We start from the raw sequence: 22,087 nt of genomic DNA on the forward strand, positions 1-22,087 counted from the left end.
CGAGCACACCCACCGTGACGGCAACCGAAGGCGCCTCGGGCCCGATCGGCTCCGGGCACCCTCGGTTGACGGCGGGTGGGTCGCCCGGCCCGGCGCTGACGGGGTGCCGCCGCGCCCACCCTCCCCCACTCTCGGCTTCGCTCGAGCGGGGGGACCCCCATCGCCCCAGGCGGCCCGACTGCCCGCGGTTACGGGGGACCGGGTACGTAGACTGGTCCCCGTGAGCGACAACCCCGGCCAGAACGACCAGCCCGACCCCTCCGCCCCCCTCGACTCCTTCGACGAGATCATCGACGCGGAGACCACCCGCGACCCCGACCTCGCCGTCATCGAGGCCGGCAGCCGCACCCTGCGCACCCAGGGCGGCCCCCCGGAGGCCGACGTCCCCGGGCGCCCGGAGGACCCCGAGGTGGACGCGGCCCTGCGCGCCGTCGAGACGGAGCTGGCCGGCCGCTGGGGCGAGACCAAGCTGGAGCCGTCCGTCACCAGGATCGCCGCGCTGATGGACGTACTGGGCGAGCCGCAGCGCTCGTACCCCTCCATCCACATCACCGGGACCAACGGCAAGACCTCCACCGCCCGCATGATCGAGGCCTTGCTCGGCGCCTTCGATCTGCGCACCGGGCGGTACACCTCGCCGCACGTGCAGTCGATCACCGAGCGGATCAGCCTGGACGGGGCGCCGATCTCCGCCGAGCGGTTCATCGAGACCTACGAGGACATCAAGCCGTACGTCGAGATGGTCGACGCGCAGCAGGAGTACCGGCTGTCCTTCTTCGAGGTGCTGACCGGCATGGCGTACGCCGCCTTCGCCGACGCACCCGTGGACGTGGCCGTCGTCGAGGTCGGGATGGGCGGCTCCTGGGACGCCACCAACGTCATCGACGGGGACGTGGCCGTCGTCACCCCCATCGACCTGGACCACACCGACCGGCTCGGCGGGACGCCCGGCGAGATCGCGGTCGAGAAGGCCGGCATCGTCAAGCAGGACGCCACCGTCATCCTGGCCCAGCAGCCGGTGGACGCGGCGCAGGTGATGCTGAAGAAGGCCGTCGACGTCAACGCCACCGTGGCCCGCGAGGGGCTGGAGTTCGGCGTCGTGGCCCGCGAGGTCGCCGTCGGCGGGCAGCTGGTCACCCTGCGCGGACTGGGCGGCGAGTACACCGAGGTCTACCTGCCGCTGCACGGCGCCCACCAGGCGCACAACGCGGCGGTCGCGCTGGCCGCCGTCGAGGCGTTCTTCGGCGTCGGCGCGCAGCGTCCCGAGCCGCTGGACGTCGACACCGTGCGCAAGGCCTTCGCCTCCGTCGCCTCGCCGGGGCGGATGGAGGTGGTGCGGCGCTCGCCGACCGTGGTCCTCGACGCCGCGCACAACCCGGCCGGCGCCCGGGTCACCGCCGAGGCGGTGGGGGAGGCCTTCCAGTTCAGCCGCCTCATCGGGGTGGTCGGCGCCAGCGCCGACAAGAACGTGCGGGGGCTCCTCGAAGCCTTCGAGCCGGTCTTCGCCGAGGTCGTCGTCACCCAGAACTCCAGCCACCGCGCGATGGACGCCGACGAGCTGGCCGCGGTCGCCGTCGAGGTCTTCGGCGACGACCGCGTCCAGGTCGAGCCGCGGCTGCCGGACGCCCTGGAGGCCGCGATCACGCTGGCCGAGGAGGAGGGCGAGTTCGCCGGCGGCGGTGTGCTCGTCACCGGTTCCGTCATCACCGTCGGCGAGGCCCGACTGCTCCTGAGGAGGGGCTGAGAAACCGTGCGTACGCTCTGTGCTTCGACGCTGATCGGCGAGTTCTTCGTGATCGGCTTCGCCGGACTGGTCGCCATGAAGGACCCGGACCTGTCCATGGGGACGGTGTGGACGGTCAGCGGCATCGCGATGGTCCTCAGCGTGCTGCTGTGCGGGGTCATCACCCGGCCCGGCGGGATCGCCCTCGGCTGGGCGCTGCAGATCGCGCTGATCGCCGCCGGCTTCGTGGTGCCGACCATGTTCTTCCTCGGCGCGATCTTCGCCGCCCTGTGGTGGGCCTCCGTGCACTACGGGCGGAAGATCGACGAGGCGAAGGCGCGGTTCGCGGCCCAGGCCGAGGCCTCCGCACCCGACCCCGCCTGAGTGCGGAACGCGGCCGACGGGGCCCGGTAGGCCTGACGCTGCGTGACGGACGCCGCGACACGCCCGGTAACCTCTGTCATCACCCGCACGACCGCACATCTCGAACACCTCCAAGGGAGCCCTCGTGACCCAGCGCAGCCTCGTCCTCCTCAAGCCCGACGCCGTCCGTCGTGGCCTGACCGGCGAGATCATCAGCCGCATCGAGCGCAAGGCCGGCTGGCAGATCACCGCGCTGGAACTGCGCACCCTGGACACCGAGACGCTGGAGCAGCACTACGGCGAGCACAAGGGCAAGCCCTTCTACGAGCCGCTGGTCGAGTTCATGGCCTCCGGGCCGGTCGTGGCGATGGTCGTCGAGGGCGAGCGGGTCATCGAGGGCGTGCGCGCGCTGGCCGGTCCGACCGACCCGATCGCCGCCGCCCCGGGCTCCATCCGCGGGGACTACGGCGTGATCGTCCGCGAGAACCTGATCCACGCCTCCGACTCCGAGGAGTCCGCCGAGCGCGAGCTGAAGATCTTCTTCCCGGGCCGGGTCTGATCCTTCTTCGGGACACGCCGGGAGCGCCTTTTTTCTGACGCCATGTCAGTCGAATGGACCGGGCGGAGCCGGGGCGGTCGCGTAAAAGCGACCGCCCTGTGGCATATGCGCGCCTGTTCGGGGGAACGGATGCCACCGTTGGCCCGTCTCCACAAGCGAGGCGGTGCGCCATCTGCTGACAATGGCGAAGACCCTCGCGCAGTGTTCGCGAAAGCGCGTCTACGATGGAAGCCTCCACGCGTCACTGCACCCACTTCGCCTACCTGAAAAGCCCTCAAAAGCTCCTGGGAAGGCCAGTCGAATCCTGATGGGGAACTCAATGTCGTTCATCGGCCGTGACATGGCTGTCGACCTCGGGACCGCCAACACGCTGGTGTACGTCAGGGGTCGCGGGATCGTACTCAACGAGCCGTCCGTCGTCGCGATCAACACCAACACCGGTGGCATCCTCGCGGTCGGCGCCGAAGCGAAGAAGATGATCGGGCGCACGCCCGGCAACATCGTTGCCGTGCGCCCGCTGAAGGACGGCGTCATCGCCGACTTCGAGATCACCGAGCGGATGCTCCGCTACTTCATCCTGAAGATCCACAAGCGGCGGTATCTGGCTCGGCCGCGGGTCGTCGTCTGTGTGCCCTCGGGCATCACCGGCGTCGAGCGCCGCGCCGTCATCGAGGCGTCGTCCCAGGCCGGCGCCCGGCAGGTGCACATCATCGAGGAGCCCATGGCCGCGGCCATCGGCTCCGGCCTGCCGGTCCACGAGGCCACGGGCAACATGGTGGTGGACATCGGCGGCGGCACCACGGAGGTCGCGGTCATCTCGCTCGGCGGCATCGTCACGGCCCAGTCCATCCGCGTCGCGGGTGACGAGCTGGACAACGCGATCATCCAGCACGTGAAGAAGGAGTACAGCCTTCTGCTGGGTGAGCGCACGGCCGAACAGATCAAGATCACGATCGGTTCGGCGTACGACCTCGACTCCGACGAGCACACCGAAATCCGCGGCCGGGACCTCGTCTCCGGGCTGCCCAAGACCGTCGTCATCTCCGCCGCCGAAGTGCGCAAGGCGATCGAGGAGCCGGTCAACGCCATCGTCGACGCCGTCAAGACGACCCTCGACAAGTGTCCGCCGGAGCTGTCCGGCGACATCATGGACCGGGGCATCGTCCTGACCGGCGGCGGCGCGCTGCTGCGCGGGCTCGACGAACGGCTGCGCCGGGAGACCGGGATGCCGATCCACATCGCCGAGGACCCGCTGGACAGCGTGGCGCTCGGCAGCGGCAAGTGCGTCGAGGAGTTCGAGGCGCTCCAGCAGGTGCTGGACGCCTCGCCCCGCAGATGACGTAACACTTCGGTTCCGCCGTACGAGACGATCTCCTCTCGTGCGGCGGATCGTTGATATAGAGGGTTGCGGTACCGGATGCGCGTGAAGCGCCCGACGTACCGAATCAGCTCAATTCCTGAACACCGCCACGTACATTCCGAGATTCCCGAATTCCGACGAGGAAGGCACGGCCGCCGCACGTGAGGGACACGAAAGAGAGCCGGCTGCTCCTGGTACTGCTGATCGCCATCGCGTTCGCACTGATCACGGTGGACATCCGCGGCGGGGAGGACTCACCGGTCGACGGTGCCCGGCAGGCCGCCGCCAACGTCTTCGGTCCGATCGAGAACGGGGTCTCCTCCGCGGTCGACCCCGTCGGCAACGCGGTCTCCGCGGTCCGCGACTCCGGCGACCGGCACGACCGGCTCGCGCGGCTGGAGACGGAGAACGCGGCCCTCAAGGCGAAGCTCGGCAGCGACGAGCGCGGCCGCAGCCGGCTGAAGCAGTTCGACAAGATGCTCGGGCTGGCCGGCGCCGGACAGTACGGCATCAAGGGTGCCCAGGTCATCGCCATAGGAGCGGCCCAGGGCTTCTCCTGGACCATCACCATCGACGCCGGTGCCAACGACGGCGTGAAGCGCGACATGACCGTCCTCAACGGTGACGGCCTCGTCGGACGCGTGACCACCGTCGGCCCCAACACCGCCACCGTGCTGCTCGCCAACGACCCGGACTTCACCGTCGGCACCCGGATGGAGTCCGGCGACGAACTCGGCTTCGCCTCCGGCCAGGGCAGCCGCCCGCTGCGCGTCGAACTCCTCAACGGCAAGGCCGACGTCAAGAAGGGCGACCGCCTCGTCACCTTCGGCTCCCAGGCCGACAAGCCCTTCGTGCCGGGCGTGCCCGTCGGCACCATCACCCGCGTCGACCCCAACGGCGGCGACCTCACCCGCATCCTCGACGTCACGCCGTTCGTCAGCTTCACCAAGCTCGACATCGTCGGCGTCGTCGTCCAGGCCCCGTCGAAGGACCCGCGCGACACGGTGCTCCCGGACAAGAAGCAGCCGAAGCCCACGCCGACCGTGACCGTCACCGTCACCCCCGGGGCCGACCCCGAGGGCCAGACCCGGAACGACGAGGCCGGACAGGACGACGCGACCGGACAGGACGACGCGACCGGCCAGAACGACGCGACCGGCCAGAACGACCAGACAGAGCAGCAGAACGAGCAGCCCGAGCCGTAGGAGCCATCACCCCATGCGCGTCAACCGGATCCTGCTGTCCGTCGCCCTCGTCGTCGTCGCCCTGGTGATCCAGGTGAGCGTCCTCGCCCGCCTCCACCTGCCCGGCGCCGTCCCCGACCTGCTGCTGCTCACCGTCCTCGGCCTCGCCCTGGTCTACGGCCACGTCGGCGGCGCCCTCGTCGGCTTCGGCGCCGGACTCCTCGCCGACCTCGCCCCGCCCGCCGACCACGCCGCCGGCCGCTACGCCCTCGTGCTCTGCGTCATCGGCTACCTCGCCGGACTCGCCAGACCGGACAACGGACGGCTCCGCTCGGCCACCGGCCCCATGGTCGTCGTGGTCGCCGCCGCCGTCGGCACCACCCTGCTCTACGCGGGCGTCGGCGCCCTCGTCGGCGACACCGCCGCCCGCCACGTCGGCCTGCCCAGCCTGCTGTTCACGGCCGCCCTGTACGACCTGCTGCTCGCGCCCTTCGTCGTCCCCGGCATCATGGCGCTCGCCCGGCGCGCCGAACACGACCCGCTGGCCGACACCAACTCCGCCGCCCAGAGCCCCGACATCTCCTCCGGCTGGCTCTCCTCGGGCACCGGCCTGCGCATCGGCAGACAGCGCAACGCGCTGCGGGTGAAGACGGCCCGCGCCCGCGTGGCCCGCGCCGGACGCATCAAGGGGGTCAAGCGGCTGTGACGACGCGGCAGCATTCCAGCAGCGCACACTTCGTGAGGGGGAGCCAGAACCAGTGACCAACATCCCCGAGACCGGCCGCAGCACCCGCGTCCAGACCCGGCTCGTCGTCATCCAGATCCTCGTCCTCTCCCTCCTCGCCACCCTCGGCGGCCGCCTCTGGTACCTCCAGATCCGCCAGGGCGACGAGTACGCCGAGGAGGCCTCCGGCAACCACGTCCAGCAGGTCGTCCAGCCCGCCACCCGCGGCTCGATCCTGGACGCCCGCGGCGTCGCCCTCGCCGACAACGAGACCCGGCTCGTCGTCTCCGCCTCCCGCACCGACCTGCTGAAGATGAAGGACGACGGCAAGGCCGTCCTCACCAAGCTCGCCGGCGTCCTCGGCATGAAGCCCCAGGACGTCATCGACAAGGTCCGGCTCTGCGACGCCGAGACCCCGCAGCCCTGCTGGAACGGCTCGCCCTACCAGCCGATCCCCGTCACCGACGAGGCCACCGTCAAGCAGGCCCTGCAGATCCGCGAACGCGCCGAGGACTTCCCCGGCATCACCGCCGAACCCATGGCCGTACGCCGCTACGCCGCCCCCGGCAAGTCCAACACCGCCCAGGTCCTCGGCTACCTCTCGCCGGTCACCGACGAGGAACTGCAGAAGGCCCAGGACACCGACTCGCCCTACCTGCGCTCCGACCAGGTCGGCCGCTCCGGTCTGGAGCGCCAGTACGACAAGGCGCTGCGCGGCAAGGCCGGCGTCACGCGCTACGAGGTCGACAACCTCGGCCGCGTCATCGGCGAGGCCGAGTCCGACCCGGGCACCCCCGGCTCCAACCTCGTCACCAGCATCGACGCCCGCGTCCAGCGGGTCGCCGAGTACGAGCTGAACGAGGCGATGAAGGCCGCCCGCAAGGAGATGGACCGCAACACCAACCGGACCTACGAGGCCGACGCCGGAGCGGTCGTGGTGATGGAGGCCAAGACCGGCCGCGTCGTCGCCATGGCCTCCAACCCCGACTACGACCCCAACGCCTGGGTCGGCGGCATCTCCGCCAAGGACTACAAGAAGCTCACCGGCAAGGACTCCAACTACCCGCTGCTCAACCGCGCCACCCAGGGCCAGGCGGCCCCCGGCTCCATCTTCAAGGTCGTCTCCTCGGCCGGAGCGGTCGAGGCCGGCTACGACTTCGACGGCAACTACGACTGCTCCAGCGCCTACAACGTCGGCGGCCAGGTCTTCAAGAACTTCGAGTCGGCCAACGAGGGCATGATCACCATCGGCCGCGCCCTGGAGCTCTCCTGCGACACCGTCTTCTACCGCCTGTCCCACCAGGAGTGGAAGAAGGACGGCGGGATGAACCCCAAGAACCCCCACGACTACTTCTACAAGGCCGCCCACCAGTTCGGCCTCGGCGCCAAGACCGGCATCGACCTCCCCAACGAGGTCACCGGCCGCGTCCCCGACCGCCAGTGGAAGCAGGACTACTGGGAGGCCAACAAGGACGCCTGGTGCAAGTCCGGCAAGAAGGACGGCTCCTACGTCGAGAAGATCGCGTACGAGAACTGCCACAGCGGCAACAAGATGCGCGCCGGTGACTCCATCAACTACTCCATCGGCCAGGGCGACACCCTCGTCACCCCCATCCAGATGGCCACCATCTACGCGGCCATCTCCAACGGCGGCACCCTCTACGACCCGAGCATCGGCAAGGCCGTCGTCAGCCCCGACGGCAAGACCGTCCGCGAGATCGAGCCCACGGCCCACGGCAAGCTGCCCATAAGCAAGACCACGCTGACCAAGATGGACGAGGCCCTCGCCGGCGTCGCCAGCCGCGGCACCGCCGCCTGGCGGTTCGCCCAGGTCGGCTGGCCGCAGGACAAGATCCCGATGCACGCCAAGACCGGTACCGCCGAGGTCTACGGCAAGCAGACCACGTCCTGGTTCGCGACGTACACCAAGGACTACTCGATCGTCATGACGATCTCCCAGGGCGGCACCGGCTCCGGCGCCTCGGGACCCGCCGTCCGCAACATCTACGACGCGCTGTACGGCGTCTCCGACGACGGCGACATCGACCCGAAGAAGGCGCTGCTGCCCAAGCCGCAGGCGAGCCTCCCGAAGATCAAGACCGACGGCACGATCCTCTCGCCGAAGATGCCGAAGGACGTCGTCAAGCAGCTCCAGCCCGACGAGAAGGCCTCCCCGGACGAGGAGTACGCCCCCGTCGAGGAGGGCGACCAGCCCGCGACCACCCCCAACCAGAACGGGGAGAACCGCGACACCCGGCGCCACCGGCGGCGCGGCGGCGCACGCGGCGCCGGGCGCGGCGCCCGGCCGGGCGGCAGGGGAAGAAGCCGGAGGGCACGCGTATGACCGGCAACAGCTTCCACGTCTCCGGGTACGGCCCCGACAAGGCCGGCTGGACCCGCCTGTTCGCACGGGACTCCATGGCCCGGCGGCTCGACTGGCCGATACTGCTGGCCGCCGTGGCGCTCTCCCTGATGGGCTCGCTGCTCGTCTACTCCGCGACCCGCAACCGCACCGAACTCAACCAGGGCGACCAGTACTACTTCCTCACCCGGCACCTGCTGAACACCGGCATCGGGCTCGCCCTGATGGTCGCCACCGTCTGGCTCGGCCACCGCGCCCTGCGCACCGCCGTGCCGCTCCTGTACGGCTTCTCGGTGTTCCTGATCCTGCTGGTGCTCACCCCCCTCGGCTCGACCATCAACGGCGCCCACTCCTGGATCAAGCTCCCCGGCGGCTTCTCGCTGCAGCCCTCGGAGTTCGTGAAGATCACGATCATCCTGGGCATGGCGATGCTGCTGGCCGCGCGCGTCGACGCGGGGGACCGGCCGCACCCCGACCACCGCACCGTGCTCCAGGCCCTCGGCCTGGCCACCGTGCCGATGCTCATCGTGATGCTCATGCCCGACCTCGGGTCGGTCATGGTCATGGTCATCATCGTGCTCGGCATCCTGCTCGCCTCCGGCGCCAGCAACCGCTGGATCTTCGGCCTGCTCGGCGCCGGCACCGCGGGCGCGCTCGCCGTCTGGCAGCTCGGCATCCTGGACGACTACCAGATCGCCCGCTTCGCCGCCTTCGCCAACCCCGCCCTCGACCCCGCGGGCGTCGGCTACAACACCAACCAGGCCCGCATCGCCATCGGCTCCGGCGGACTCACCGGCTCAGGCCTCTTCGAGGGCTCCCAGACCACCGGCCGCTTCGTCCCCGAGCAGCAGACCGACTTCGTCTTCACCGTCGCCGGCGAGGAACTGGGCTTCCTCGGCGCCGGACTCATCATCGCCCTGCTCGGCGTGGTCCTCTGGCGCGGCTGCCGCATCGCCCGCAGCACCCCCGACCTGTACGGCACGGTGGTCGCCGCCGGGATCGTCGCGTGGTTCGCCTTCCAGACCTTCGAGAACGTGGGCATGACCCTGGGCATCATGCCGGTCACCGGCCTGCCCCTGCCCTTCGTCTCCTACGGCGGCTCCTCCATGTTCGCCGTCTGGATAGCGGTCGGCCTGCTCCAGTCGATCACCGTGCAGAGACCGATGTCGGCGTAGTACGGCGCCCGGGGCGGCAGCGGTACGGCGCCCGGGGGGTGAGCGGTAAGGGGGACCGGTCCGGCCGGGTTAGGCTGGATGGTCCCCCTTGTCAGCACACGAAGGTCCCGTGAGATGCCTGCCGAAGCCTCCCCGGCCGCCGAGTCCGTGTTTCCGCAGCTCGAAGCACTGCTCCCGCATGTGCAGAAGCCGATCCAATACGTCGGCGGAGAGCTGAACTCCACGGTCAAGGAGTGGGCATCCTGCGACGTCCGCTGGGCCCTGATGTACCCCGACGCCTACGAGGTCGGCCTGCCCAACCAGGGCGTCATGATCCTGTACGAGGTGCTCAACGAGCAGCAGGGCGTCCTCGCCGAGCGCACCTACAGCGTCTGGCCGGACCTCGAGGAGCTGATGCGGGAGCACTCCGTCCCGCAGTTCACCGTCGACAGCCACCGCCCCGTCGGCGCCTTCGACGTCTTCGGCCTCTCCTTCTCCACGGAGCTGGGCTACACCAACATGCTCACCGCCCTGGACCTGGCGGGCATCCCGCTGGAGGCGAAGGACCGCGGCATCGACGACCCGATCGTCCTGGCCGGCGGCCACGCGGCGTTCAACCCCGAGCCGATCGCGGACTTCATCGACTGCGCGGTCATCGGCGACGGCGAACAGGCCGTCCTGGAAGTCACCGCGATCATCCGCGCCTGGAAGGCCGAGGGCCGCCCCGGCGGCCGCGAGGAACTCCTCCTCCGCCTGTCGAAGACCGGCGGCGTCTACGTCCCCGCCTTCTACGACGTCGAGTACCTCCCCGACGGCCGCATCGCCCGCGTCGTCCCCAACCGCTCCGGCGTCCCGTGGCGGGTCTCCAAGCACACCGTCATGGACCTCGACGAGTGGCCCTACCCCAAGCAGCCCCTGGTCCCGCTCGCCGAGACCGTCCACGAGCGCATGTCCGTGGAGATCTTCCGCGGCTGCACCCGCGGCTGCCGCTTCTGCCAGGCCGGCATGATCACCCGCCCGGTGCGCGAGCGCTCCATCACCGGCATCGGCGAGATGGTCGACAAGGGCCTCAAGGCGACCGGCTTCGAGGAGGTCGGCCTGCTCTCCCTCTCCTCCGCCGACCACACGGAGATCGCCGACGTCGCCAAGGGCCTCGCCGACCGGTACGAGGAGGACAAGATCGGCCTGTCCCTCCCCTCCACCCGCGTCGACGCCTTCAACATCGACCTGGCCAACGAGCTGACCCGCAACGGCCGCCGCTCCGGCCTCACCTTCGCCCCCGAGGGCGGCTCCGAGCGCATCCGCAAGGTCATCAACAAGATGGTCTCCGAGGACGACCTCATCCGCACCGTCGCGACGGCCTACGGCAACGGCTGGCGCCAGGTGAAGCTGTACTTCATGTGCGGCCTGCCCACCGAGACCGACGACGACGTCCTCCAGATCGCCGACATGGCCACCCGGGTCATCGCCAAGGGCCGCGAGGTCTCCGGCTCCGGCGACATCCGCTGCACGGTCTCCATCGGCGGCTTCGTCCCCAAGCCCCACACCCCCTTCCAGTGGGCCCCGCAGCTGTCGGCGGAGGAGACGGACGCCCGCCTCCAGAAGCTCCGCGACAAGATCCGCGGCGACAAGAAGTACGGCCGCTCCATCGGCTTCCGCTACCACGACGGCAAGCCCGGCATCGTCGAGGGCCTCCTCTCCCGCGGCGACCGCCGCCTGGGCGCCGTCATCCGCGCCGTCTACGACGACGGCGGCCGCTTCGACGGCTGGCGCGAGCACTTCTCCTACGACCGCTGGATGGCCTGCGCCGACAAGGCCCTGGAGCCGACCGGCGTCGACGTCGACTGGTACACCACCCGCGAGCGCGGCTACGAGGAGGTCCTGCCCTGGGACCACCTCGACTCCGGCCTCGACAAGGAGTGGCTCTGGGAGGACTGGCAGGACGCCCTCGACGAGACCGAGGTCGACGACTGCCGCTGGACCCCGTGCTTCGACTGCGGCGTCTGCCCCCAGTTCGACACATGGCCACAAACGGGCCCGACGGGCAAGAAGCTGCTGCCGCTGACGGTCAAGAAGTCCGACTGACCCGCGGATACGGGGGCTGTGGGATGAGCGAGCCGCTTCACCGCATCGCTGACGCTGTGGCTGACGTCACAGAGTCGGATGCGGTGGCGGTGCTGACCGCGCTCGGCTTGAAGAAGGATCGGCGGCAGCCGGCGAAGAAGGCACCGAGAACGCCGCTGCCGCCGCCTGCCGTCCCTTCGGACGTCTCGTCGGACGTGGAGTGGGTGTGAGGGCCGGAGAGCGGCCTGCGGTGACCTGCTACGGCAGGGTCAGTCGGTCCGGGGACCGGTCCGCAGGGCGGGGGAGATGGGGTAGCCGATGGCAAGGGCGTCTTGCACGACATCTGTCACGGGCGCCAGGGGATTGAGCATGGCGATCACGGCTTGGTCGAGAGGACGCAGGTCGTAGATGTGCCGCAGCGCCTCAAGGGAAACCGCGGTCTCGTAGTAGTCCTCGGCGAACGCCTTGAAGGCTTCGGGCTCCGGTCTCGCCAGAAGGCCGAACAGTCCGGTCGTGCCGTCCGGATCGGGGTGCCCTTCGGGGAAGTCGATGTCTCCGGTCTCCCAGCGGTCGGCAACCGCATGGCGCCACAGGCACACCGTCACGACGGGCGTGCCATCCTCGTCGGTGAAGAGGGGCTCATGCACATAGCGCTGGAAGGCGGCGGGTACGGCGTCCACCACCCCCGGCCAGGGTTCGTAGTCGTCTCGCTGGTGATACGGACTGAGCGGCGATTCATGGGCGAAGCCGCGCACGTACGCGCCGGCGGCCGAGAAGACGATGTCGAACTCGTCTCCGGAGCCGTTCCGCATCGAGGCAAGCTCTTCCGTCCGAGACCAGGAGCGGTTGAAGGTGTGGTGCCGCCCTTCGCCGCCGGGGTTCACGATGGCTTCCGCCATCGAGAGGGAACGGCAGAGATCGTGCAGGGCCGGGATGCCGGGCAGGGTGCGGGCCACGTCGTGAACGGTCATGCAGCACATCGAAGCGCACGCCGCTGACAACGCCTCGGTCGCTGCATGGGAAACGCTGCGAACAGTTGAATCGGAGCGGGGAGGGCCGAGCCCCTGCGGCAGTACATTGCGGGGCATGAGGTGGGCGATGTGAGCACCACTCGCCCTCTGCTTGGGGAGGATCATGTCCGACGGGATAATCGTGGCCATCGGGGGTTGGGGCACAACTGTCGTTGCGGCGGCTGTGGCCGCATGGGCGGCACTCAGAGCCCGCCGAAAGTTGGACGGAGATGTCAGTATATTCGACGTCTGGGTATGCGAGGGAGCGGACCTCCTGGCAGAGCCGGAAACCGACGTACAACTACTGAATGCAATTGTTCCCGACCGGCCCCTGCTGGATATTGCTGTGCGCAACGACGGAGATCGAAAGGGATTAGTCAGACGGTTGAAGGTAGAGCTGAAGGGTGCACTTTACGTCCCCCCTATCGACTCGCCGAGCGTGGTCAGGATGCCGGTTCCGGTGTCGGAGCCGGGGGTTATGAGCGAGCGGCGAATTGGGCCTAGCGGCTCCTACGCCATCAACTTTCCGCTGCTTGAAGGGAGTTACGGAAAAACGGTCAACCTGGAAATCGATCCGGGAGACGTGGACCGCTTTGCGCTTTCTCTTGTTGCAAAAGATGCTGCACGAGGAAGGGAATTCTATCAAGTGTGCCTTTTCTTGGAAGGCGGTAAGGGTAGAAAGGTGAGGCGGCAGACAATGTCTGAACCGATGATGGTTCCGGCCTATGGTCCGCCGTCCTGGGAGAGTCCCGTCGAAATCAAGGAATATATTTCCCAGATCGCCAATAGGGTTCGTGAACTGGCCCCGCAGGGCCTCGCTGAAGTCGCTGTGATCTTCAACGGCTCGTTCTATCCGCACGCGATAGGGATGGAGGAATACGTCTCGTTCTATGAAAACAAGCTCAAGGTCCTTGCGACCGCGCTGCGAGCGTGCTTGAAGCATTCTGCGCATGAGGATCGCATCAGGGGCTGGATCGATGAGGTGGAGCGCGATCTAACTGAAACCGAACAGCTGCGGCGACACGCGGCTGATCTGCGGGCCACTGGTCGTCATCCGTGACTTCGGATCCGTTGGTTTGTGGCGGCGGTTGGGGCTGCGCGACCGAGCGGGGGATTTCACGTCGGGTGGTTACGCGGTCCACGTGTATCGTCCCGGCCGTCCCTGTCACCTGTCTTGGCCGCCTGGCCCGCTCCCTCACTGCGCGAAGTCGTCCTCTCGGATCACGAGTCGCTCGCGTACGTCCTTCGGGATCAGTAGGCGGAGGTGCACCTTGGGGGCTCGGACCTTCGGCACTTTCGTGCGGGTCACCTCGCAGCGGATCCCGACCCGGTACAGGTCCGCGGACATGGCCTCCATGCCGCCTTCCTGCCAGTGCTCACGGAACGTCTTGCCGCCGTGGACGTTGACCCACCGATCCTTCGCGGTCTCGGGGTTGATCGCTTCGAGCTCACTGATGAGCTTGTCCAACGTCGCCTCCGCCTGCTCCTTCGTGAACCGCGTCTTCGTGTACCGGCCTCCGGGTTCGAGATCCGTCATGTACAGCGCGACGGTCTCTTGAAGGCGCTTGATCTCCTTGCGGGCCTCGGCGCCCTCGGCGTACTGACGGACCTGCACGGGGAAGTCTCCGAGGACCTTGAGTACGTCCTGCACCAGGCGCTCGTAGACCCGCTCCGGGTTGGGCGCTCCGAGTCCGCCGCTCTTGCAGTTGCGGCACCGCAGGTACTGGTACGTCCCGTGCGTGTTGTTCGTGATCTGCACGGTCATGTTCGTCTTGCAGTCGGCGCACAGCAGGACTCCGAGGAACTGCGTCGCACCGCCGACACGGCGCGGCGGCTGGTTCTTCCTGCGCTTGTCGAGAGCGGCGCCGAGAGTCTCGAACTCTTCCTCAGTAAAGAGGGGAGGGGCGGCTTTGAGCGGCCTGCCGTCCTTGCCGAGGAGCGGCTTCGATCGTCGCTGCCCGCCGTTCTTGTCCTCTTCTACTCGGTAGCCGAGGAGCGCAGGGTTGCGCAGCCGTCGGAGGAGCGTTGCCACGGTGAGCCCCTGGGTCATCAGGCCGGACCGCTTCAAGCAGCGCACCATGAACCCGGCGGAGCGTCCCCGGAGCGCCATGCGTCGGGCCCAGTGCAGGGCCTTGGCCGCCTCGGGATCGATGACGAGAACGACCTTCCCCGTGTCGTCCTCGTCCGTGACGTAGCCGTACGCCGGCTTCCCGATGATCCAGTCTTCCTGCGACTTCGCGTAGTCCCACAGACTCGCAACCCGGGTCGAGGTGTTGGCCGCCTCGATCTCGGCGATGCCGCCGATGATCGTGACCATGATCTTTCCGGCGGTCGTCGTGAGATCAAGGCTGTCGTTCTTGGAGACCAGGTTCTTCCCGCGCTTCAGGCTCCACTCGATCATCGTCGAGAGATCGGAGAGACGACGTACGAAGCGGTCGAGCTTCCAGAACAAGAGCTCGTCGAACTCGGGGGAGCGGTTGTTCAGCCACTCCCCGAGTTCCTTCCGCTTCCATGGCGGAACCTTCGTCGCCGACACGTTCAGATCGGAGGCGACGCCGACGACTCGACTCCCGCGTTCCCTTGCCAGGATGCGGAGATCGAGCTCCTGCCGTACCGGCGACGTCGTGTCGTCTGTCAGTACGGACAAGCGGATGGATAAGAGCGCCCGGGGTGCGTTCTGGGGGAGTAGGGCCTCAGCCCGTGTGAGCTCCTCCAACAGGGCAAGGTCGGCCTCGGTCCACTCGGCTTCCACGCTGTAGGCCGCTCGGTCTGCCGCGAGTCGGCGCTGTCCTCGTTTCCTCATGTCAGACAGCGTGGCGCAGCTCGCGGATAGTTTTAGGCTTTTTTCCATATGCCCGGCGATGGACACCGAGATCAAGGTCGGTCCGACGGGCAAGAAGCTGCTGCCGCTGACGGTCAAGAAGTCCGGCTGCCCAGCAGGAACGTGGGGCCTGGGATGAGCGAGCCGCTTCACTGCATCGCTGATGCTCTGGCTGACGGCACGCAGTCGGCTGCGGCGGCGGCGCTGAACTCGCTCGGCTCGCAGAAGGATCAGCGGCAGCCGGCGAAGAAGGCACTGAAAACGCCGCTGCCGCCGCCTGGTCCCCCCTCGGCCGTCTCGTCGGACGTCGAGTGGGTGTGAGGGTGAGGGATGGAGCGGGACCCGAGGTGACCTGCAGGATCAGACACATCCAACCGAAGTGACACCCCCAGCGGGCCAGGCGATCATCCGCGTCAGCGGATCACTTGGATGCTGGGTAGCGGGTGCTCCCACTCGCCAGTCAACTCGATGAGGACCTGGCGTGCGAGAGGCCGGGCCTGGCTTCACCCGGCGTCGTCGGCCAGCGCATCCCGTGTCCATCGGTTCGCCTGCTCGTAACCACTCATATCGGCGAGCAGCACATCGATTTCTCGGGGCCCGGCAGCGGCGTTCCCGCTGATCTGGTGGCGCTCCACCAACCCGTCGGCCATGCGAAAGGCGTGATCGAAGTCAGCGCGAGCCGAACGCCCGCCGCTAGCGGGACATCCTGGTCACCGCGGTGCAAGCGGCCGCGCACGAGGCAGCAGACATGCCCGGACGCTGTCAGGGAGGGGTACGGTCTGGTCGTGCCCCGCGCGTGACGGGTGGTCAGCCGGGGACGTGTGCCGTTCGACGCGCGCGACTGGGGAGCGGGGTATGGGCTTGGGGGCGGACGCCGCGGCGGGCGGGGTCGACGTACTGATCATCACGGCGCTGAAGGAGGAGTACGAGGCGGCCCGCGCGGCCGGCTCGGCGGGGTACGCGGGGCATCCCGGTGTCGCGGCCTGGGAGGAACACGAGTCGGAGTCCCTGCTTCCGTTTCTCGTCGGCGCGTACGTCCTGGCCGACGGCAGGAGCATGACCGTCGCCCTGGCACGACCCACCCGGATGGGCGCCACCGCGACCGCGCCGGTCGTGTCCACGCTCGTGGAACGCCTGCGGCCCCGTTGTCTCGCCATGTGCGGAGTGTGCGCGGGCAACCCGGCGCACGCGGCGCTCGGTGACGTCGTGGTGGCCGAGTTGGCGTACGCCTACGACGAGGGCAAGCGTACGGAGGACGGCTTCGAGGGGGACCATCGCCAGATCCCCGCGCCGGAGGGGTGGCTGCGCGCCGCGCAGGACCTCGGGACGTCCGACCTGCCCAGTTTCGGCGAGGCCTCCCCGCACGAGGCACGGATCTGGCTGATGGAGCGCCTCTACGCCGGCGAGGACCCCAGGCGGCACCCGGCCCGCTCCCGTTTCCTCTCCCAGGCGTCCTGGACCGACCAGATCCAGGGCTTGCAGGCCGACGGCCTGGTGGCCCGGGACGGCGCCGCCCTGTCGCTGACGGACGCGGGGTACGCGCTCATCGAGCAACTCGTCTACGACGACCTGGACGGCCCGCGGGAGCTGCCGTTCGCCGTCGTCGTCGGGCCCATGGCCAGCGGCAACGTCGTGGTGAAGGACGGGCTCACCTGGAGCCGGCTGAAGCAGTGGGGCGTGCGCTCCGTCGCGGGCCTGGAGATGGAGTCCGCCGTCATCGCGCAGGTCGCCCACCGTCTGGGGCTGTCCGACTGGGTGGTCGCCAAAGGGGTCATGGACCACGCGGATCCGCGCAAGGACGACCGGTACAAGCAGTTCGCGGCGCGCTCCTCGGCCGAGGTCCTGTTCAAGCTGCTGGGCCGGCGCCTGGCCTCGCCGCAGGTGGTCGCGGAGTCCGCCGCCCTGTCGAGGATCAGGTCCGTCTACGTCCTCGGCGGTGTGACGGGCGAGACGACGTACCCCGACTACGAGCAGTCCCAGCTCGCGCACGTCTGCGAGCAGTTGGGGCAGGCCGTCGCGAAGGCCGGTGCGGAACTAATCGTGTGCAGCCCCTTCCCGGATTCCGCCGACCTCCACGCGGTGATCGGTTACGTCCAGTCCGGCGCGGGCCGCATCGTCCATCTGCACAGTCCGCGGCACCCTGAGGTCGCCGAGAGGCAGACGGAGATGCTCGCGATGCTGGGGTCCGGTCACGACACGGAGATCAAGAACTGGTACTACCCGGGGCCCGAGGACGACGACTCGCGGGAACAGGCGTGGCTGCTGTGCCAGATCCAGGCGATGGAGGAGGCCGACGTCGTGATCGCGATCGGGGGCCGCGTCTCGAAGACCGCGAACACGGTGCTCCACCTGGCGGAGGCGCGCCGGAAGCCGATCGTGCCGTTCGAGTTCCTCGGTGGCGCGTCCCGGCGTGCGTACCAGCGGCGGGACTGGACCGCGGTCTATCCCGCTCTCGAACACCGCCGGCTCATGGACCGGGACGCGGTGCCCGATGCCATGAAGATCGCGGACCAGCTGGTGACCGCCCGGCTGCGCACGCCGCACAACTACCGGTGGCCGCCCCGTCGTGTCTTCATCAGCCGTGCGAGGCCCGACGCCGCGTTCGCGCAGGCCCTGGAGACGTACCTCTCCGGTGCAGGGATCACCGCGCTGGTCGGTGAGAAGGAACTGCGGCCGGACCGCATGGTCAACCCCACGATCGAGGACGCGGTCCTGTCCGCGGACCTGTTCGTCGTCCTGTGGAGCAGGTCGTACGCCCTGAGCAGGTTCTGCTACGACGAGATCGAGCTGGCCCTGCGCAGGCACGCGGTGGGCGAGATCCAGCTCTGGATCATCAATCTCGACGGCTCGGACATCGTCCCGCCCGAGGCCCGGGCCCTGCCGCAGGCCCTGGCCAGGACGCCGCACGCCCTCGTCGCCCTCGTCCGCGAGCTGCTGGAGCACGCGGAACCGGCGCGCACCGTCCCGGGCGGCGAATAGGCGCGGGCCGCGACATCGCGGGATCCGAATCGGGTCGAGCGGCGTCCTCATGTGCATGGTGGATCTGGAGAAGGCGCCCGGTGCGCGGCAGCAGGCGGGGCAGGGGGAGCCGGTGCGGCGGTCGGACGCCGAGGGGTGCCTCGCCGTGGCGATCCGGATTCCGGTGCGCATCGTGGTGCTGGTGCTGGTCGTGCCGGTGCGCATGGTGTGGGACGCGCTGGTCGTCGCGGGGCGGTTCCTGCGGGACACGGTGCTGCGTCCCGTCGGGCGGGCGCTGGCGTGGCTCGGGCGGGCCGTCTTCGTGTGGCCGCTGGTCGGGCTGTGGCGGTACGTTCTCGTGCCGCTCGCCAAGGGCGTGGGCCGGCTGGGGCACGTGCTCCTCGTGGTGCCCGCGGCGTGGCTGTACCGGTGGGTGCTGACGCCGGTCGGGTACGCGCTCGCCTGGTTCTTCACCCGGGTGGGCGTGGTGCTCGCGGCGATCGGGCGGGGGCTGTACGCCGGTCTGGCGTGGCTCGGGCGGTACCTGGCCGTCGTACCGGCGGTGTGGCTGTACCGGTGGGTGCTGGCCCCGGTCGGGCACGCGCTCGCCTGGTGCGGCCGGCAGGTGGCGCGGGGAGTGGGACTGGTCGTCACCGGTGTGGGGTTCGTCCTGTACTGGACCGTCCGGGTGCTGCTGGTGCTGCCGGCCCTCGCCGTGTGGCGGTGGGTACTCGCTCCGGTCGGCCGGTTCCTCGCCGTCGTCGGACGGGAGGTGGCGGACGCCCTCGGCCACGCCTGGCGGATCGCAGGGCACCTCTCGCTCGTCGTCGGGCGGTTCCTCGGCACCCTCCTGCGGTGGACCGTGGCGGAACCGGCGCGGTGGGCGTACCGGAGCGTGCTCACCCCGGTGGGGCACGCCGTGCGGGACACCGTCCTGCGGCCCCTCGCCGAGGCCGGGCGCGGCGCGGGCCGGGCGGCCCGGCAGGCGCTGGCCACGGCCCGGCTCACCGCACGGCAGGCCCGCGCCGACGTGCGCCGCATGCTCTTCGGGGAGCCCGCCGAGCGGAAGCCGGTGGACCGGAGGGAACCATCCGCCGTCGAGGCACGTACTCTTGGTAGCAGTACGACCGCTCTCACGAAGGACTGAACGACACTGGGCAAGCGACAGCCCGTAGGCCCGCCGCCCGTTCCCGCGGTGCAGCGCATTCGTCTGCGCTACACCAAGCGCGGCCGCCTCCGGTTCACCAGCCACCGTGACTTCCAGCGCGCCTTCGAGCGTGCGCTGCGCCGCGCCGAGGTGCCGATGGCGTACTCGGCGGGGTTCACCCCGCACCCGAAGGTGTCGTACGCCAATGCCGCACCCACCGGCACGGGCAGTGAGGCGGAGTATCTGGAGATCGCGCTCACCGAAGCGCGCGATCCGGAGCGGCTGCGGCTGCTCCTGGACGCGTCGCTGCCCACCGGGCTCGACGTCGTCGACGCGGTGGAGGCCCGGACCTCCGGGCTCGCCGACCGGCTGACGGCCTCCGTGTGGGAGCTGCGGCTGGACGGTGTGGAACCCGCCGAGGCCGAGAGGGCCGTCGCGGCCTTCGACGCGGCCCCGGTGGTGGAGGTGCAGCGCCGTACGAAGAACGGCGTCCGCACCTTCGACACCCGCTCCGCCGTCGCGCATCTGGAGAGCGTCACCACGCACGGTTCACCGGCTGATAGGCCGAGCGACCGGCCCTGTGCGATACTGCGGCTGGTTGTTCGGCACGTGACGCCTGCCGTACGACCCGACGACGTCCTGTCCGGTCTTCGCGCCGTGGCCGACCTGGCGCCGCCGGTCCCCGCAGCGGTGACCAGGCTGGCGCAGGGGCTGTTCGATGAAGAGACCGGTGCGGTGACCGACCCGCTCGCGCCCGACCGCGAGGCAGAAGCGCCCGAGCCGCATCCGGCCGCCGCTTCCGCCGCCGCGACGGCGTCGGCGTAAGGAAGGTTCCGCGTAGGGACGGACGTCGTAGCGCCGCCCTCGAACTCGGGAGCCACCTGGGTCGGGCAGCGCACCGACCACAAGACTTTCGCCAGGCCGTGCACGACAAGGGGTACGGAACCGGCGAGACAAGACACGGATGAGCTTCCGAGCGGCGCCCGCGCCCCGGACGGCGGCGACCGCGCATCGCGCGAGCCGCGGACGTCACCGGCGGTCGACATGTCGATGCCGGACCAGGCGCGGCGCCCGGGAGCCTGACGGGAGAAACCCCCGCATGCTCGAACCGACCGAACCCACCGAGTCCTCGACCACGACGGACTCCGAGTCGAACACCCCCAGCGACACCCTGCCGCCGCGCCGTCGGCGCAGGGCCGCTTCACGCCCGGCGGGTCCGCCGTCCGGCGGTTCCGAGGCGCCGGCGGAGACCGTCGCGCCGGCCGGGACGGCCCCCGCCGAGGCGGCCGAGGCCCCCGAGCCGACGCCGGAGCCCGCGGCTCCCGCCCGGCCCCGGCGCCGTGCGGTACGTCGGGCCTCCGCGCCTGCCGGGGCTCCCGAGGCCGCGGAGGCGGCCGAGACCGTCGTGTCCGCGGCCCCCACCGCCGAGACGCCGGTGCCGGCCGAGGAGACCACGGAGTCCGTCGCGGCCACCGAGAGCGCCGCGCCCAAGGGGCGTACCCGCCGTCGTGCCACGCGCAGTGTGACCTCGGCCGCCGAGCCGACCGTCAGCGAGCCTGCCGCCGCCGCGGCCCCGGAGCCCGCCGTGGTCCCGGAGCCTGCCGTGGCCGAGACGGAGGAGGCGGAGTCCGAGGCCGAGGCCGAGAGCGCCGCGCCCAAGGGCCGTACCCGCCGTCGTGCCACGCGCCGCGTGTCCGCCCCGGCCGAAGCGGGCGACTCGGAGGCCGCCGCGGCCCCCGAGCCCGCCAGGGCCGCGGAGAGCGCCGCGCCCGCCAAGGCCGCGGAGGCCGCCGAGTCCGGCGAGGACGCCGCGCCGCGTCGTGCGCGCCGCCGGTCCACCCGCAAGGCCGCCACCGGTTTCGCCGCCCCGGCGCAGACCGCCGCCGCGGCGGCCGACGAGGCGGAGGCGCCCAAGCGCCCGTCGCGTCCCGCGGTCGCCGTGTTCCAGGCGCCCGTGTTCGCCGAGCCGCAGTTCCAGACGCCCGAGCGGGCCGCGGCCGAGGCCGCCGCCGAGGCGGCCGGTGCCGAGACGGCGAAGCCGGCCGAGGAGGGCGTGGAGGCCGCTCCGGAGGAGCAGTCCGCCGCCTCCCGCCGCCGCCGCAAGCGCCGGGGTGCCGCCGCCGAGGAGGCCGCCGAGGAGCGGGCCGCGTCGGCCGTCACCGAGGACGAGCCCGCGGCCGAAACCCAGGCTCAGAGCCCCGCCGAGGCCGAGGCCGAGGCCGACGCCGACGAGTCGGGCGACGAGCACGACGACGCCGACGGCTACGAGGAGTCCGGTTCGCGCCGCCGTCGTCGCCGGGGCGGCCGTCGCCGTCGCCGGGGCGACTCCGCCGACGGCGACCTGACCGACGGTGAGGGCGAGCACACCGCCGACCAGGCCGATCAGGACGGATCGGACACCGCCGAGCAGGCGGACGAGGACGCCGAGGAGAGCGAGGAGGCCGCCGGCGAGAGCGGCGGTTCCAGCAGCAGCCGGCGCCGTCGTCGCCGTCGCCGCCGGGCCGGGGACGGCTCGGGCGAGGCCGACTCGGCCACCGACGACCCCGAGCGCACCGTGGTCAAGGTGCGCGAGCCGCGGCCGGCGCGGGAGAAGAGCGAGCCGTCCGACGAGGTGCAGTCCATCAAGGGCTCGACCCGTCTGGAGGCCAAGAAGCAGCG

The 22,087-nt window shown here is 70.2% G+C and carries 18 protein-coding genes; 15 read left to right on the plus strand and 3 right to left on the minus strand.

Annotated features, from left to right (window positions below; genetic code table 11):
* Positions 1-220 precede the first annotated feature (220 nt).
* From folC to R2E43_RS25195, 10 genes are all read left to right on the plus strand, one after another.
* Positions 221-1,744 (plus strand): bifunctional tetrahydrofolate synthase/dihydrofolate synthase, encoded by a 1,524-nt coding sequence (gene folC, locus R2E43_RS25150; protein WP_003976185.1) that lies wholly within the window; start codon positions 221-223, stop codon positions 1,742-1,744.
* Between the two features lie 6 nt (positions 1,745-1,750).
* A complete protein-coding gene (locus tag R2E43_RS25155) occupies positions 1,751-2,107 on the plus strand; it encodes a DUF4233 domain-containing protein (protein ID WP_003976186.1) in 357 nt (118 codons plus the stop codon).
* 124 nt (positions 2,108-2,231) lie between these two features.
* Positions 2,232-2,645 (plus strand): nucleoside-diphosphate kinase, encoded by a 414-nt coding sequence (ndk, locus tag R2E43_RS25160; RefSeq protein WP_003976187.1) that lies wholly within the window; start codon positions 2,232-2,234, stop codon positions 2,643-2,645.
* Positions 2,646-2,964: 319 nt separating this feature from the next.
* On the plus strand, positions 2,965-3,984 hold the full coding sequence (locus R2E43_RS25165) for a rod shape-determining protein (protein WP_007449816.1): 1,020 nt from the start codon (positions 2,965-2,967) through the stop codon (positions 3,982-3,984).
* Positions 3,985-4,166: 182 nt separating this feature from the next.
* Positions 4,167-5,210: a rod shape-determining protein MreC gene (mreC, locus tag R2E43_RS25170; protein WP_030869935.1), complete on the plus strand. Its 1,044-nt coding sequence runs from the start codon at positions 4,167-4,169 to the stop codon at positions 5,208-5,210.
* 13 nt (positions 5,211-5,223) lie between these two features.
* On the plus strand, positions 5,224-5,895 hold the full coding sequence (mreD, locus tag R2E43_RS25175; protein WP_003976190.1) for a rod shape-determining protein MreD: 672 nt from the start codon (positions 5,224-5,226) through the stop codon (positions 5,893-5,895).
* A 52-nt stretch (positions 5,896-5,947) separates the two neighbouring features.
* Positions 5,948-8,257: a penicillin-binding protein 2 gene (gene mrdA, locus R2E43_RS25180; RefSeq protein WP_011028453.1), complete on the plus strand. Its 2,310-nt coding sequence runs from the start codon at positions 5,948-5,950 to the stop codon at positions 8,255-8,257.
* Complete coding sequence (rodA, locus tag R2E43_RS25185; protein ID WP_003976192.1) at positions 8,254-9,450, plus strand: rod shape-determining protein RodA; 1,197 nt, start codon at positions 8,254-8,256, stop codon at positions 9,448-9,450. Before mrdA ends, rodA begins: the two co-directional genes overlap by 4 nt.
* 114 nt (positions 9,451-9,564) lie before the next feature.
* On the plus strand, positions 9,565-11,514 hold the full coding sequence (locus R2E43_RS25190) for a TIGR03960 family B12-binding radical SAM protein (protein ID WP_003976193.1): 1,950 nt from the start codon (positions 9,565-9,567) through the stop codon (positions 11,512-11,514).
* Between the two features lie 23 nt (positions 11,515-11,537).
* Complete coding sequence (locus R2E43_RS25195) at positions 11,538-11,723, plus strand: hypothetical protein (RefSeq protein ID WP_332056593.1); 186 nt, start codon at positions 11,538-11,540, stop codon at positions 11,721-11,723.
* Positions 11,724-11,762: 39 nt separating this feature from the next.
* On the opposite strand, the gene R2E43_RS25200 is transcribed toward R2E43_RS25195, so the two are convergent.
* The gene (locus tag R2E43_RS25200) at positions 11,763-12,464 is read right to left on the minus strand and encodes a hypothetical protein (RefSeq protein ID WP_332056594.1); all 702 of its coding nucleotides are present in this window, start codon (positions 12,462-12,464) and stop codon (positions 11,763-11,765) included.
* A 163-nt stretch (positions 12,465-12,627) separates the two neighbouring features.
* Here R2E43_RS25200 and R2E43_RS25205 point away from each other — a divergent pair, with 163 nt between their 5' ends.
* Positions 12,628-13,563: a hypothetical protein gene (locus R2E43_RS25205; protein WP_011028450.1), complete on the plus strand. Its 936-nt coding sequence runs from the start codon at positions 12,628-12,630 to the stop codon at positions 13,561-13,563.
* 135 nt (positions 13,564-13,698) lie between these two features.
* Here R2E43_RS25205 and R2E43_RS25210 read toward each other — a convergent pair whose 3' ends face one another.
* Entirely contained in the window at positions 13,699-15,255 is a 1,557-nt protein-coding gene (locus R2E43_RS25210) for a recombinase family protein (RefSeq protein WP_332057133.1), read from the minus strand.
* Between the two features lie 204 nt (positions 15,256-15,459).
* Between R2E43_RS25210 and R2E43_RS25215 the strand changes: the two genes are divergently transcribed.
* Complete coding sequence (locus tag R2E43_RS25215; RefSeq protein ID WP_003976198.1) at positions 15,460-15,645, plus strand: hypothetical protein; 186 nt, start codon at positions 15,460-15,462, stop codon at positions 15,643-15,645.
* Between the two features lie 182 nt (positions 15,646-15,827).
* On the opposite strand, the gene R2E43_RS25220 is transcribed toward R2E43_RS25215, so the two are convergent.
* Complete coding sequence (locus tag R2E43_RS25220) at positions 15,828-15,974, minus strand: hypothetical protein (protein WP_016326208.1); 147 nt, start codon at positions 15,972-15,974, stop codon at positions 15,828-15,830.
* Positions 15,975-16,179: 205 nt separating this feature from the next.
* Here R2E43_RS25220 and R2E43_RS25225 point away from each other — a divergent pair, with 205 nt between their 5' ends.
* From R2E43_RS25225 to R2E43_RS25235, 3 genes are read left to right on the plus strand one after another with little or no spacing between them, the layout of a single operon-like run.
* The gene (locus tag R2E43_RS25225; RefSeq protein ID WP_332056595.1) at positions 16,180-18,303 is read left to right on the plus strand and encodes a TIR domain-containing protein; all 2,124 of its coding nucleotides are present in this window, start codon (positions 16,180-16,182) and stop codon (positions 18,301-18,303) included.
* 49 nt (positions 18,304-18,352) lie between these two features.
* Positions 18,353-19,429 (plus strand): hypothetical protein, encoded by a 1,077-nt coding sequence (locus R2E43_RS25230; RefSeq protein ID WP_329432044.1) that lies wholly within the window; start codon positions 18,353-18,355, stop codon positions 19,427-19,429.
* Positions 19,430-19,477: 48 nt separating this feature from the next.
* The gene (locus R2E43_RS25235; RefSeq protein WP_003976201.1) at positions 19,478-20,254 is read left to right on the plus strand and encodes a TIGR03936 family radical SAM-associated protein; all 777 of its coding nucleotides are present in this window, start codon (positions 19,478-19,480) and stop codon (positions 20,252-20,254) included.
* Positions 20,255-22,087 lie beyond the last annotated feature (1,833 nt).

It is taken from the genome of Streptomyces violaceoruber, assembly GCF_033406955.1.
In the GTDB taxonomy this organism is placed as follows: Bacteria; Actinomycetota; Actinomycetes; order Streptomycetales; family Streptomycetaceae; genus Streptomyces; species Streptomyces violaceoruber.

Coding starts and splice junctions, on each gene's coding strand:
- R2E43_RS25165 (WP_007449816.1), top strand. CDS start 2,965: ATGTCGTTCATCGGCCGTGACATGGCTGTCGACCTCGGGACCGCCAAC.
- mreD (WP_003976190.1), top strand. CDS start 5,224: ATGCGCGTCAACCGGATCCTGCTGTCCGTCGCCCTCGTCGTCGTCGCC.
- rodA (WP_003976192.1), top strand. CDS start 8,254: ATGACCGGCAACAGCTTCCACGTCTCCGGGTACGGCCCCGACAAGGCC.
- R2E43_RS25190 (WP_003976193.1), top strand. CDS start 9,565: ATGCCTGCCGAAGCCTCCCCGGCCGCCGAGTCCGTGTTTCCGCAGCTC.
- R2E43_RS25195 (WP_332056593.1), top strand. CDS start 11,538: ATGAGCGAGCCGCTTCACCGCATCGCTGACGCTGTGGCTGACGTCACA.
- R2E43_RS25200 (WP_332056594.1), bottom strand. CDS start 12,464: ATGACCGTTCACGACGTGGCCCGCACCCTGCCCGGCATCCCGGCCCTG.
- R2E43_RS25205 (WP_011028450.1), top strand. CDS start 12,628: ATGTCCGACGGGATAATCGTGGCCATCGGGGGTTGGGGCACAACTGTC.
- R2E43_RS25215 (WP_003976198.1), top strand. CDS start 15,460: ATGAGCGAGCCGCTTCACTGCATCGCTGATGCTCTGGCTGACGGCACG.
- R2E43_RS25220 (WP_016326208.1), bottom strand. CDS start 15,974: ATGGCCGACGGGTTGGTGGAGCGCCACCAGATCAGCGGGAACGCCGCT.
- R2E43_RS25225 (WP_332056595.1), top strand. CDS start 16,180: ATGGGCTTGGGGGCGGACGCCGCGGCGGGCGGGGTCGACGTACTGATC.
- R2E43_RS25230 (WP_329432044.1), top strand. CDS start 18,353: ATGTGCATGGTGGATCTGGAGAAGGCGCCCGGTGCGCGGCAGCAGGCG.